Below are 13,870 nucleotides of genomic sequence, written 5' to 3'. Positions count from 1 at the left end.
TATATAATAAATAGCATATCACATTTAATTAAAGAAGGTGACACATTGGAATTGACAAAGCGACAACTTAAAATCATTGAAATCGTAAAAGACAATCAACCTATCAGTGGTGAAACCATCGCAAAAAAACTAGGATTCAGCCGTGCTACTTTGCGCAATGATCTCTCTATCCTGACAATGACTGGATTACTCGATGCCCGGCCCAAGGTCGGTTATTTTTATACCGGACAGACCGTAGAACCGCTGTTGTTTGATAAGCTATACCATGCAAAAGTAGCAGAGATTATGATCCCACCGTTAATGATTGAGCAATCCGTTTCGGTATATGATGCTGTGACAACCCTATTCATGTATGATGTCGGGTCTCTTTATGTGAAAAATGCAGAAGAGGAACTAATTGGTGTTCTATCCCGCAAAGACCTTCTGCGCTTCGCTATCAGCAATTCAGCAGCAGAAAAAACACCGGTGGCAATGATCATGACGCGAATGCCGAATATCGTCACGATTACTGCCGACCAAACTATTTTGACTTCAGGTACCTTATTAGCTAGGCATGAAATAGATACACTCCCTGTTGTTGATGCTGAGAATCCAAAAAAAGTCATTGGTAAAATAACCAAGTCTAAAATTATGAACTACTATATCCAAGCAGGCAATGCGATCGAAAACAATCAATTCTAAGGAGCGAAAAAAATGAAGAATGTTCGACTATATTTGATTTCAGATTCCGTTGGTGAAACAGCACAAAAATTGATTAGTGCAGTTTCCGCACAATTTCCTACGATCGATCTATCCGATATTCAACTGTATCCTTTTACAAATGATGAAGAGAGCTTATTGGAAATCTTACAAGATGCTTTACTGGATAAATCGATTGTTGTGACGACGCTTGTTAACAAAGATTTAGTGAAATTTGTCGAAGCCTTTGCTAAACGCACCGGTCTTCAACATGTCGATTTCATGACGCCATTGATCTCAGTAATCGAAGCAACCGTCGGGCTACAAGCAGTTCAGGAACCTGGCGCAATCCATCGTTTAAATCAAGAATACTTCAGTCGTGTTGCTGCAATGGAGTTTGCAGTGAAGTATGATGACGGCAAGGATCCTCGTGGTTTTCTCGATGCTGACATCGTATTGCTCGGTGTTTCCCGTACTTCCAAGACACCGTTAAGTCTATATATGGCTAATCGTGGTTACAAAGTGGCTAATCTGCCTTTAATACCTGAGGTCGCTTTACCCAAAGAGATCAATCAAATCGATCCTAAAAAAATGATCGGGCTCACTACAAATTCTGACTCACTCGTCGAAATACGCCGTTCTCGACTGGCTTCATTAGGGTTGAAAGAAACTACTAACTATACAGAACCAAGCCGGATCGATGATGAACTAGCCTATGCGAATCAATTATTCCAACAGCTAGGAATCAATGTAATCGATGTCAGCAAACGGTCGATCGAAGAAAGTTCGATGTTGATCGAAGAATTTTACAAAAATAATGCCTATGCACACTGAAGATCAATTAAATGATTTCATTGAGATTATCAATTTAGAGGCGATCCAGCAGTTACCTAAAGCAACCGAACACTTTGTCAGTGATCTGCACGGTGAATATGAAGCTTTTGATCATATCTTGCGCAATGGTTCAGGCAGCATTCGGGAAAAAGTCGAAACATTGTTTCAATACTCACTGACAGCTGCTGAGAAGACCGAGCTATGTTTTTTGATTTACTATCCAAAAGAAGTATTGCAAGAAAAAGACTATCCGCATGAGGATTGGATCCAATTAATGACTCAACTGGTCAAAGTGGCTCGTTTTACTTCCAGCAAATATACGCGGTCCAAAGTTCGAAAAGCTTTACCAAAACAATTTGCTTATATTTTAGAAGAATTGCTGTATCAATATGACTCGGACTTCAACAAAGAAGCCTATTATAAAGCGATTTTTGATAAGATCATCGACTTATCCTTAGCGCCTCTATTTTGTGAACAGCTAGCATTTTTGATTCAGCGTTTTGTCGTTGATCACCTACATGTTATTGGGGATATTTATGACCGGGGACCCGCACCTGATAAAATCATCGACCGGCTCATGGCGCTTCCTTCTTTGGATATCCAATTAGGGAACCATGATATTTTGTGGATCGGGAGTTACTGCGGTTCTTTCCCTTGTTTGGCAAGTACCATACGGATCGCTGCACGGTATGGAAATTTAGCATTGTTGAAAGAAGGCTATGGCATCGACCTCTCTAAAGCCATAGCATTTAGTCGTAAACATTATCAAGAAAATAAGGGGTTTTATCCTAAGAAAACTGTTGATGATCTTTCCGAAGAGGAAATTCACGACGCAATGCTCCTCCAGCAAGCCTTTGCAATCATTCAATTCAAGGTAGAGGCCGCTGTGATCAAACGACGCCCCGAATTTCAATTAGCGGATCGTTTGCTATTGGGTAAAATCACAAAGGATTTGCAGATTCAGCTAGAGGATCACTTTGAGCCTCTGATCCATGCTTGCTTTCAATTGGTTGATCCCGAAGCACCCTATCTTTTGACTGATGAAGAGCAAAAAGTACTGGAGGATCTTCTCAAACAATTTCAATCCTCCGAAAGGTTAGCAACCCATGTACGTTTTCTAGTAGAAAAAGGCACGATCTATCAAATTTATAATGGCAATCTACTGTACCACGGTTGCATCCCCTGTCATCCTGATGGTCGCTTCCTTTCAGTGTCCTTTGGAAAAACCTCTTATCAGGGCAAAGCATTGATGGATTTCTTTCAAGAATGTGTAAAACAGAGTTTCGCAACACCAGAAAGGACCGACGATCTGGCGACCGATGTCCTTTGGTATCTCTGGTGCGGAGAAGGGTCTTCTCTTTTCGGTAAAAAATCCATGAAAACCTTCGAGCGCTATTTCATCAGTAATAAACACACGCATATTGAAGAAAAAAACGCCTACTATACCCTAAGAGAAAAAGAAGCATTTTGCCGTCGCTTATTCGCTGCGTTTGGATTAGACTCGACAGGACACATCATTAACGGCCACACACCAGTAAAAGTGAAAAAAGGAGAGACGCCAATCAAAGCCAATGGGCACCTACTGGTAATTGACGGTGGCTTATCCCGCTCCTATCAGGAAGTTACCGGTATCGCCGGTTACACGCTGCTATCTAATTCTTTTGGGATGACACTTGCTGCTCACCAACCATTTACAGATCGTCAGACAGCAATCAAGGAGCGGAAGGATCTAATGACGCAAAAGAAAATCGTTCTTCGTCAAACAGAACGAATCACTGTGCGTCAAACGGATATTGGGAAACAACTTCAAGCAGAGAGTGCTAGTTTATTCGCAAAAAATAATCCTATCAATAACTGAGTCATTCAGTTTACTGATAGGATTATTTTTATTTCTAAGCAACTTTCTGATTTGTTTTTCAGATGTCTTTGGAGCTATGAAAAGATTTCAACTTCTCTAGTGCTTGTAAAACAAAAATCAGTACTAAAATTGCCAGCGCCAGAAACAACGTCTCTAGCCCTTTTCCTTGTGCCAACAACAACTCCCGCAAAATCGCTGTGATACTGATCAGAATCAGATAACGAACAGGAATATGATGTCCTTCTTTTACATAACGCAGTAACATCAAAATGATTTCAAGTAAAATAAATAGCGTAGCAATCTCTTCGATCAAAAAGGATAGATCACTGACTTTTGTCAAAGGAATGACATAAGTAATGATTTTATAAATTGCTTCTGCCATCACAACCAATACCAATACAACTAAAATTGCTAACATAATATCAACAATAGCACTGATCAGCTTTTCAAAGCTTCTGAAATATTTGCCCATAGCGCGCCCCCTTTTCAACTCATTATAAGCGAATTTAATGAAATCACTTTGTGATATGCTTGAAAAAGGTGCACTTTTATTGCACAAAATAATCAGTCGCTACTTCAGCAAATAGATGAATAGTCGTAAGGGATTCGCTGGTTTAAAACTCTGACTATCTTTGCCGAAGCGCTTATCTAAAAAAGGCATCAAATGGTTCTTCTAAAAGAAGTTTTAATGGTTCTGATCCATCCGCAGCATTGGCCGGATCATTACTATCAATCGGTGTATCACCAGCTTCTGTGCTCTCTTCACTTTCGTCAGAAGTAGTTGTGTCTGTACTGCTTGAACTGCTAGATGAAGAGGTTGAACTACTCGTACTTGAGCTGCTGCTAGAGGAGCTCGTCGTTTCGGATGTACTAGTCGTAGTATCAGAATTTGCTGATCCATTATTGGAAGTGCTAGATGCTGTATCTGTCTCCTTCACTACTGCTTCACTACTGTCAGCTATACTTTCTGATTCTGTAGACGGAATGGCCGATGAATCTTCATTTGATTTTGTTCCACTGGTCTGTGCAGTTGTTTCGGAGTAGGAACTGACCCGTGCTTCATAAAAAGTTTCACTGGTTGTTTCCGTTTCAGACGTACTTGTTTCGGCAACCTGCACTGGTGCTTCAGAAGATGGCTCCGAAGAATTGCGCTGGAACGGGGCCGCAACAAAAGCATTTACGTCTTGATCAATTGCCATACTCAACATAATCGTGACAAAACAACTAACGAGTGCTGACTGCAAATTAAATTTCAACTTCATTGCTATCCCTCACCTTCTCTTTATATGAAGTACCGTGCATTTTTTTGAAGAAATGGTTTTCTCCATCTATTATACAAAAAAAAGAAACGAGCAACAAATTAAGAATTCGTTGCAGCAATTGTCCCGTATTTTACAAGCTTAACATCTGAAATACAAAGAAATAACAGCCATTGCAGGGCTGCTATTTCTTTGATTATAAGCCGACCATTTACTGGATGGGATCTTTTTTATAAATTACGCAAGTGATTTGGGTCATTAATTGGTGTTTCGATATCACTATCTCCCATTCGAGGGGTCGGATGAACCGATTCATCAGGCATTGCTGTCTCACCTGTAACAGGCTGATCAATGATCGCTGTATCTGTTTCTTCGATTCGATCGGTTGCGTGATAATCGTAGACTCCTACCACTAAACGATCCTGCTCAAGGTCGTCACGATAGGCAAATAAAGGATCACTCTCATCATCAATCTTCCGATGGTCATAGTCGCCAAATGAGAAAGCATCTTTGATTTTTTCCCACATTGAACGATCATCATCTGATCCTCCAGTCGCTTCTACTTCTGCACTACTTAACGTATCTAAGCCAAACTGCTCGATGATCGTTGCATTCGCAAACAAAACAATGTCGTCTTTGTTGTACCCTTCGTTTCGCAATTGATCAATTGCTGTCAATGCTTCAGCCCGAGTGTCGTAACTGCCAATAATCGTCAGGTTTCTTTTATCCATTTGAAAGCCTCCTTATTTTGTGTACGCATGAAATCGGTCTATCTTTCAGCACTTGCCTTTTCATTGAAGGAAGTTGCCTACCATTTCATTGTATCTTACTCTGCGAAGGAGACCAAATGGTTTGTTTGCGCTTACAAAAATGATAAGAATCACTGTCTTTATTGGTTCTGCAGTTGCAACCATTCACTGTAAGCATAAACGAACGGACCGATGCCTTTAGCATCATCGTTGACAACTGGCTCTGAAATATAATACTCATAGGAGCCATCTCTGATTTTGTAGTTGCCTTTTCCAGGCATCCCCCCTAAGCCAGCAACTAAACAGATATCTTTCAATGTAAATTCTCCGTTTTTAATAACCAATTTGTGCTTTACAAGAGCGCGTAGGATCGTCTCGCCGATTATTTTATATTGTGAAGGAAGAATAGCTAATCGACTGGCTTTTAGCATCACATAACTCAAAGCAGCAGATCCACTCGTCTCTAAATAATTGTCTTCACCGTCTGATCTATCTGTTACTTGAAAAAAGAGACTCGTTTTTGGATCTTGATAAGCCATTACTGCACCTACAAGTTCTGTTAAATAGCGCTGCAACTGCTGCTTTTCTTGGAGATAGCCTTCATGGGACAGTAAAACTTCAAGTGTGTCAACTAATGCCATAGCATACCATCCAAGAGAACGAGTCCAAAAGTTTGCGCTACAACCTGTCTTTGGATGCGCCCAAAATGCAGTTCTCGTACAGTCGTATCCGTGATACAGCAATCCTGTTCGCGGATCTTTCATTGACTCCATGACATTTTTGAATTGCCCAATCACATCACTAACATCTGCGGAGTTGCCAAACGTTAGTTGGTATTGGATCGCAAATGGTTGAACCATGTATAAACCATCTAGCCAAACTTGTTGCGGGTAGACCAGCTTATGCCACATGCTTCCTTCCTTAGTGCGCGGTTGCAACAAAACTTGCCGATACAGATTATCTAGAGCCTTGCGGTATTTGCTTTTCTTAGTGATTGCATATAACTGAAACAATAGTTTTCCTTCATTGATTGCGTCACAGTTATATTCTTTTTCATCGTACCCCAATGGATTCCCTGCCTCATCAATGTAGTGATCAATAAAGGTTTCAACAAACGCAAGATAATTCTCGTCTTGTGTTGCATTAAACATGTATTGGATCGCCAGAATCATGCAGCCATCGATATAACTCCAACGGATTGGATGATTGGCTAATCGAGCCTCTTGATTCCAAATAGGTGCTTCTGGCGAAGAATGTGCGATTACTTGATCCAAAAATTGTCTTATTTCTTCCAACTATTTTCTCCTTTACCAATTCTTAACTTTGTATGTGTAGATGCCTCATGCCCTCCTTCTTTGCCAAACAGTAGCGGCAGGCAAATGAAGAAACAGCTGGCTAGTTTGCATAAAATCTCTCGTTGAAAAATGACTGCCACTGGAACATTTTTGCGATATTTATCTGTTGAAACGATCTGCAGCTGAAAGAATGCTTTTCCGATCGTCTGCTGATTTTGCATGAATGGATATTGCAGTGCAAAATACATAACACACATCAAACAAATCGCAGTCAAAACAGCAACAAAGTCATTATTGATGACCCGACCGATTAGCGGAATTCCTCCTACAAAGATAAGAAATATGGTTAAAATCCCTAAAACAAAATCAACGATTTGTGCGAGAATTCTTCTGATCAACATATGACTACTCTTTACTTCCTGTAGAAGCAACGCCATCAACAAAGTACCGTGATCCCATAAAGAAAATTGCGATCATAGGTAACAGCCCCAAACAAGAAGCAGCGAATACTCTCCCATAGGAGACCATTGCTTCACCGTCTAATAATTGTTTCAATGCTACTGATAGAACCGTTTTATCTGAACTATTCAAATAAATCAATGGTCCTTGGAAATCATTCATGCCCCACATAAAGCTTAGCAAGGCAACGGTAATCAGAATTGGTTTAATTACGGGAATGATGATTTTGAACAAAATCTGAAATTCATTACACCCGTCCATCACTGCCGCTTCATCTAACTCTCTAGGAATTGTTCGCATAAATTGAATGATCATAAATACAAAAAACGAAGAACTAGCAAAAATATCCGCTACATAAAGGCTGGCAAAACTATCCAAAAGTCCCACCTCACGGTACAACAGATACAGCGGAATGCGAAAAGCCAGTTCTGGCATCAATAATGTAACGATCACGGCACCAAAGACAAATTTTTTCCCTTTAAACGATTTTCGTGCAATCACATAGGCGGTAATCACGCAAGATAAAACTGTAAAAATCGTTTTTGGAATCAAAAATTTCAGTGTATTCCCAAAGAAAAACCAGATAGAATGGTCTCGCGTCAACTGCCAAGCATCGGAAAAATTCGTTGTAACCACACGGTCACTTGGCGGGAAAATACTCAAGCTACCAAAAATGTCCCGGTTCTCTTTAAACGCAGAACCAATCATCCAAAACAACGGATAAATCAAGATAATCCCCACACCAATCAATAATCCATAACGAATGATTTCATTCATCCGTCTTCGAGATTTACTCATTTCCATTATTCAGCCCCCTTAATCATTATAAAATACCCACCGATCAGATGACTTGAAAATAATAACCGTAAATATACCGATGATCACCAACAAAATCCATGTTAGTGCACTCGCATAGCCATAATTCCCATTTTGAAAGGCTTGATCATAAATATAAAGATTCAAGAAATAAGTCGTCTTATTTGGTCCACCTTTAGTGATTAAATACGCGGAGTTAAACTCTTGAAACGCTTTGACTAATACATTTACGGCGTTGAACAAAATTACGGGGGTAATAATCGGTACAGTGATATTGAACAGTTGTCTTATTTTTGAAGCCCCATCCATTTCTGCCGCTTCATAAACTGTTTTAGAAACACCTTGCAATGCCGATAAGAAAATCAACATGGTCGAACCGAATTGCCAAGTTTTTAAAATAATCAGGGTAAAAATCGCGAACTTTGGATCTTTTGTCCAGTTAATGGCGACATCGTTTCCGAGTGTAAAAACACTCAACACCATATTCACAGGTCCGTTGACATCAAAAAGCATGGTCCATAAAATTGAAACAGCTACATTTCCTCCTAAAATAGAAGGAATATAATAAGCGGTACGAAAGAAATTGACTCCCTTAAGCTTAAAATTCAAGATGGCTGCTACTGCAAAAGAGACAATGATAACTGCTGGGGTACCAATCAACACATATTTGATTGTTGCAAAGAAACTCGCAGTAAACGTATCGTCTTTTGTAAAAATCTCAAGATAATTTTGTAATCCGACAAACTCCGGATCACCTAAAATCGGGTATTCTAACAAACTGTAGTAAAAAGAAATAATGATTGGGTAAACTTTAAAGACTAGGAAGCCAATGATCCATGGCATGAGCATGCAGTAGACCACCCAATTTGTTCTTTTCATTTTTTTCAACATCGCATTTGACTCCTTTACCTTCTAAATGAACGCCCAGATACTAATGGGTTACTTCCAGACATTCTCACTCATGTCCAATTTTATTTCGGAAAAAGAAGGGTACGGGACTTAGCTAAGTCTCGCATTCCTTCTTGTTGCTTCCTATTCTTGGTAATACTTATCAAGTGCTGCTTGCTGTTTCTCAATGAATTGCTTCGCAGCTTCCTCTGACGTGAACTTTCCTGTCCGAAATGCCTCGTAAACCGTATATCTTTCTCCCCGCACATTTTCGTCTTCAAAGTATGGATCTAACACCGTTTGTTCATAGTCATCCAATTTGGCGTACCCTTCAGCCACAGCACCTTCGACTAGTTGATTCGCTACTTGCAGATCGTAACAAACTGTGTTGCTTGAAATACCCAAAGAATCTCCGGCAGCCTTCACCGCTTGCTCATTGGTAAACAAGAACTCAATAAAAGTGGCTGCTGCTTCAGGATGTTTCGAATTTTTTGAAATTGCGTAGCCAAAGTTTGGTTTCACATAGATACTTGGTTTAGAGTCAGCATCGACTTGCAAGAAATCTCCTACAACTAACTCATCTAACCCGTCGCCGCCTTTGTATGAGTTTGTCCATTTCGCCAGTGAGTTTGCCCACTCATAAACAGAGCCTGCATTGCCTTCTACCCATTGAGGGTTTGATTCCGTATCGATTGGGCTTGTTTGCTCAAAAGTCGGCAGTGCACCAGCATCTTCCAATTCTTTATATCTTTCAAGCACTTCTTTCACTTCAGCCACACTATAGTTGACTGTCCCATCGGTCTGCATAATCTTCCCTGTATAGTTGTAAAGCATCTGAGCAATAAATAGATCTAATGAGAACTCTCCCACATTGAGATATGCGTACTGATTGTCTTCACCAGTTGGCGTATTCCCTTTCGCAATGACTTCTCCCGCTGCCAAAAGATCATCATAGGTCGTTGGCAGTTCCAACCCATTGGCTTCATAAAGTGCTTGGTTCATCAAAGGAACCCGACCGGTCATTCCGTGGGGAACCGCGGCTTGTTCACCACCCACTTGCATCGCTTCTAAATAAGAACTTTCCCAATTGTCTAGCGTCAAATAGTCACTGACCTCATTCAAGTCCATAAAGATATTCTTGCCCTTCCCGAATGAAAAGAGCCAATTGTAATTCACTTGCATCACGTCTGCTTCAGTTTTACCGGATAGCTGAGTCAATGTCTTTTCTTGCCATCCATCCCACGCACCATACTCTGTGTTAACCGTGATATGCGGATATTCCTCTTCAAAAAGAGCCACTACATCTTGCATCGCATCATGACGATTATCCGCTCCCCACCAAGCAAACTTAATCGTCACTGCTTCTGCATCTTTTGTTGAACCACTGCTGCCTGAACCAGTAGTGTCAGGCTGAGATCCACACGCTGCTAGAACTAAAGTGCTAAAAAGACTGGCAATCAATATCTTCTTTTTCATCTGATTATTTCCTCCTCCATAAAATGCACACGTTTACAATTTTTTATTTATGTATCCGCTTACTGATTTTATCGGACAAAAAATGTCGCAGCAATAGACAAGCAAAACTTGCACAAAAAAGTGACGTAATATCCGCGAACTTGTACAATATTGACTTTTTTAACAGGAAAATAATCCCCCTTTCATGCCTGTGCAAAGATGAGTGACTATTTAGAAATTATTTTTTTCTCGCAGACTTTCTTTGTATGCAATTTGTTTCTTGCGGTATTGCAAAGGGGATGTCTCTGTATATTTTTTGAACACACGGTTGTAGTAGGTAATGTTGCTGTATCCACTTTTTCTCGCTATTTCAGCAATATCCCAATCTGTATCTTCCAGTAATCGCTGAGACTGACGGATTCGTTGAATGTTGGTATATTCAGTGATGGTGTAGCCTGTTGCACGCTTGAAGATACGGCATAAATAGGATTTGTCGAGATAAAAAGACGAAGCGATTTGTTCCAATGAATGGATCGATGCATAGTTCCGACGAATAAAGGCTGCAATTTGATTAACTAGCTCGCTTTGTTTTCCCAAACTTTCTGCCGGTTCATCAGAAAGCCCCCTGAAGTTCTTGATCCGCTGAATAAAAATAAAAAGTTCGATTAATTTTGTTTCGACCATTACCTGATAATTGTATTCTTTGTGGATCACTTCATCTGCGATTTTCGCTAAGAGCGTTTGTACGTAAGAGCGATCCGCTGGCGGAATCTGAATGATACCATGATGTTTTAAAAAAAAGGTCTCCAGATCTATTCCCATGGATTGAGCGATTCTTGGAAATTTGCTGGCTTCATAGAGAACGAGTACACGATCATGATAAATATACTTTCCTGAGAATGTATTGTGGACACAGTCGGGGTGAATCATAACCAATGTACCAGGTTGGACTTTATAGGTTTTTTCTCCAATCAAAAAATAGCGGTTCCCTTCTATAAAATATTGGATTTCGCATTCAGAATGCCAATGCTTCACCATATTGTAGATACTATCTCGTCGTGAGCGATCAATCGTCAATCCGTTCATCATCCCACTATAAACAATCGTCTTCATACTCTCCACTCCTTTCTTTGTTTTCTATTTTACCTAAAAAATAGGAAACTCCATAGGGGGGACGGAACCAAAATCTGCTTGGATTCTTTGACAGAGGTAAACAGAATGATTCTAAAAGACCATTTAAAAATAAATCTATCTTCAGCGATTTTTATTACGAACAAACCAGCAAAAAAGCATTACCCGATATCACGAATGTGTATCGGGTAATGCTGATTGATTTTCTTTTGAGTTGCATGAAATCAGGTGTCTCACTATTTCACGATCAATTTTTGACCAACATAAATGATATTATTGGACAAGCGATTCCATGAAGTGATTTGGTCAATACTACTACCATACTTTTGCGCAAGAGACCACAGACTGTCCCCAGATTTAACGGTATGATATTTAGTCGAAGAACTATTATTGGCAGAACTATTACTTAAAGAAGCATTCGTCGCGGTCTTCGTAAGATAGGCACCACTGACCCAGCCTTTGCCAGAAACATAGTACCATTTGTTATTCCCATTAACACTAGTACCATTTTTGACGGCTGTTGCTGTCACGGTACTGCCTTGGCTCAATGAACCAACGATGCTGCCACTTGTCGATGCTGTAGAACGAATATTCAATGTCGCGGTCGTTTTCATCTTTTGATTGATCGAATCACCTGTATTCGATGTATTCGACGATGAGCTAGAATCACTCGTTAAATACGCGCCGCTGACCCAGCCTTTGCCAGAAACATAGTACCATTTCGTATTGCCATTGACACTAGTACCATTTTTGACGGCTGTTACTGTTACGGTGCTGCCTTGGCTCAATGAGCCAACAATGCTGCCACTCGTCGATGCTGTAGAACGAATATTCAATGTCGCAGTCGTCTTCATCTTTTGGTTGATTCCAGTATTGGCAGTATTATCATTTGTATTGCCTGATGTTGAACCAGAATTTACTTCTGTTAAATACGCGCCGCTGACCCAGCCTTTGCCAGAAACATAGTACCATTTCGTATTACCATTGACGCTCGTTCCTGTTTTGACTGCCGTTGCTGTCACAGTGCTGCCTTGACTCAATGAGCCAACGATGCTGCCACTTGTCGATGCTGTAGAACGAATATTCAATGTCGCAGTCGTCTTCATCTTTTGGTTGATTCCAGTATTGACAGTATTATCATTTGCATTGCCTGATGTTGAACCAGAATTTACTTCTGTTAAATACGCACCACTGACCCAGCCTTTACCAGAAACTTTATACCAATTTGTATTGCCATTGACGCTCGTTCCTGTTTTGACCGCAACTGCCGTAAAGGTTGTATTCGCAGTAAGTGAGCCGGTAACTGCTGCTGTAGTAGACGCATCTGAACGGATATTCATAGATGCAGTCGTTTTCATTTGCTTTTGAATCGCGTTTTCTCCTACAGGGGTCTCAACATTATTCATGTCACCGTTCCCAGCGGAACTGCCGCTATCGTATTGAGTTAAGTTATACGTTGCAATAAGATTGTTCAATTTGCTGGCATAGGAAGTATCAGTCGCATAGCGTCCTTGCAGCCATGCCGTTGCTTCTGTATATGATCTCGTATTGCTCTTCCAAGCACCGCTGTAATAATAGCTACCGGCAGCAAAACTGGTATTTCGTAAGACATACGCATTATCTTGGAAAGATTCTCTTAAAGATGGATATTTGCGGAACTTCGCTATAATTTGATAATAATTGCCCGAACCATTATCTTCCAATGTTGCCATTTCGACATACTGCCCATTATAACTTCCTTTGATCCCAAACATATTGTTCGCTTGGGTCGTCAAAGTCGAAGTACCCCAGCCGGATTCTAGGATAGCTTGTGCAATCATCACTGATGCATAGAGATCGTTAGCGGCAGCTACTTCTGTTGCATAACCACTTGCTTTCGCAATAAATCCACTCGTATCAGCACGTGCTGAGAAGATCGAGGTTCTTGCTAACGCAGGTGCAGCAACAATTGGCGTCTCAACAACCGCTGTATCTTCCGTGATAGTTTCCTGTGGCGTTGCCGCTTCCTCAGGTGTTGTAACAGGCTGCTCTTCAATAGGAACAGTTGGTTCTGTTGTTTCCTCTGTCGAAATCGTCTCGTCAGCACTGCTTTGAATGCTGTCTTCAGTTGAATCAGTGGAGCTATTTCCTCCAGATACTTGATTTTCTGTGATCTCTGCTTGGTTTTTTGCATCATCTGAAGTCGCTGTTTCTGCAGCTAAAACCAAATTTGGTGCAATCGTTGAACCGGCTACCACAGTTGTAGCCATCGTCAACCCTTTTTTTGCTAATAATGAACGCTTCAATCGTTTTTCTAAACGGCGTCTTTCTTTACGAATCGTCATTTCATGCCTCCCAACAAACATAGTCTCTTTATTTTAACATTTTTTTAATAAAGGTACAAAAGGGGGTTTTTTCTCACCCTGTTTTCTCTTCAAAACCTGATCATTTATCTAGAGATTCAATAAA

13 protein-coding genes are annotated in these 13,870 nt (G+C 40.5%); 3 read left to right on the top strand and 10 right to left on the bottom strand.

Translation table 11 applies throughout. The features are described from left to right. Nucleotides 1-45 precede the first annotated feature (45 nt). Genes IGJ28_RS02800 through IGJ28_RS02790 form a run of 3 tightly spaced genes read left to right on the top strand, consistent with a single transcriptional unit; the run spans nucleotide 46 to nucleotide 3,370 of the window. Entirely contained in the window at nucleotides 46-681 is a 636-nt protein-coding gene (locus IGJ28_RS02800) for a helix-turn-helix transcriptional regulator (RefSeq protein WP_438845119.1), read from the top strand. A 12-nt stretch (nucleotides 682-693) separates the two neighbouring features. Continuing rightward, the gene (locus IGJ28_RS02795; RefSeq protein WP_003129026.1) at nucleotides 694-1,512 is read left to right on the top strand and encodes a pyruvate, water dikinase regulatory protein; all 819 of its coding nucleotides are present in this window, start codon (nucleotides 694-696) and stop codon (nucleotides 1,510-1,512) included. Beyond that, on the top strand, nucleotides 1,496-3,370 hold the full coding sequence (locus tag IGJ28_RS02790; RefSeq protein WP_103300703.1) for a fructose-1,6-bisphosphatase: 1,875 nt from the start codon (nucleotides 1,496-1,498) through the stop codon (nucleotides 3,368-3,370). The genes IGJ28_RS02795 and IGJ28_RS02790 overlap by 17 nt, the downstream gene beginning before the upstream one ends. Nucleotides 3,371-3,428: 58 nt before the next feature. Here IGJ28_RS02790 and IGJ28_RS02785 read toward each other — a convergent pair whose 3' ends face one another. The 10 genes from IGJ28_RS02785 to IGJ28_RS02740 all read right to left on the bottom strand — a co-directional run bounded on the left by IGJ28_RS02785 (nucleotide 3,429) and on the right by IGJ28_RS02740 (nucleotide 13,746). Continuing rightward, on the bottom strand, nucleotides 3,429-3,842 hold the full coding sequence (locus IGJ28_RS02785; protein WP_081131849.1) for a phosphate-starvation-inducible PsiE family protein: 414 nt from the start codon (nucleotides 3,840-3,842) through the stop codon (nucleotides 3,429-3,431). A gap of 172 nt (nucleotides 3,843-4,014) precedes the next feature. Continuing rightward, a complete protein-coding gene (locus IGJ28_RS02780) occupies nucleotides 4,015-4,632 on the bottom strand; it encodes a hypothetical protein (RefSeq protein WP_005473007.1) in 618 nt (205 codons plus the stop codon). A 227-nt stretch (nucleotides 4,633-4,859) separates the two neighbouring features. Continuing rightward, nucleotides 4,860-5,360 (bottom strand): general stress protein, encoded by a 501-nt coding sequence (locus IGJ28_RS02775; RefSeq protein ID WP_438845118.1) that lies wholly within the window; start codon nucleotides 5,358-5,360, stop codon nucleotides 4,860-4,862. A gap of 158 nt (nucleotides 5,361-5,518) precedes the next feature. Then, the gene (locus IGJ28_RS02770) at nucleotides 5,519-6,673 is read right to left on the bottom strand and encodes a glycoside hydrolase family 88/105 protein (RefSeq protein ID WP_438845117.1); all 1,155 of its coding nucleotides are present in this window, start codon (nucleotides 6,671-6,673) and stop codon (nucleotides 5,519-5,521) included. Continuing rightward, nucleotides 6,661-7,074, bottom strand: coding sequence for an RDD family protein (locus tag IGJ28_RS02765; RefSeq protein ID WP_021148958.1), 414 nt, complete (start codon nucleotides 7,072-7,074; stop codon nucleotides 6,661-6,663). Before IGJ28_RS02765 ends, IGJ28_RS02770 begins: the two co-directional genes overlap by 13 nt. A 4-nt stretch (nucleotides 7,075-7,078) precedes the next feature. Then, entirely contained in the window at nucleotides 7,079-7,936 is an 858-nt protein-coding gene (locus IGJ28_RS02760) for a carbohydrate ABC transporter permease (protein ID WP_172461408.1), read from the bottom strand. A 12-nt stretch (nucleotides 7,937-7,948) separates the two neighbouring features. Continuing rightward, entirely contained in the window at nucleotides 7,949-8,839 is an 891-nt protein-coding gene (locus IGJ28_RS02755; RefSeq protein WP_176333591.1) for a carbohydrate ABC transporter permease, read from the bottom strand. Nucleotides 8,840-8,980: 141 nt separating this feature from the next. Then, the gene (locus tag IGJ28_RS02750) at nucleotides 8,981-10,312 is read right to left on the bottom strand and encodes an ABC transporter substrate-binding protein (protein ID WP_171917819.1); all 1,332 of its coding nucleotides are present in this window, start codon (nucleotides 10,310-10,312) and stop codon (nucleotides 8,981-8,983) included. Between the two features lie 210 nt (nucleotides 10,313-10,522). Next, entirely contained in the window at nucleotides 10,523-11,404 is an 882-nt protein-coding gene (locus IGJ28_RS02745; protein WP_103300704.1) for an AraC family transcriptional regulator, read from the bottom strand. Nucleotides 11,405-11,658: 254 nt separating this feature from the next. Then, a complete protein-coding gene (locus IGJ28_RS02740; RefSeq protein ID WP_311810984.1) occupies nucleotides 11,659-13,746 on the bottom strand; it encodes an SH3 domain-containing protein in 2,088 nt (695 codons plus the stop codon). Between the last annotated feature and the right edge of the window lie 124 nt (nucleotides 13,747-13,870).

Origin of the sequence: Enterococcus sp. AZ091 (assembly GCF_051714805.1) — a bacterium.
Lineage (GTDB): Bacteria > Bacillota > Bacilli > Lactobacillales > Enterococcaceae > Enterococcus_D > Enterococcus_D gallinarum.
Note: the sequence above shows the minus strand (reverse complement) of the source record. Positions and strands in the feature narration are given on the sequence as shown.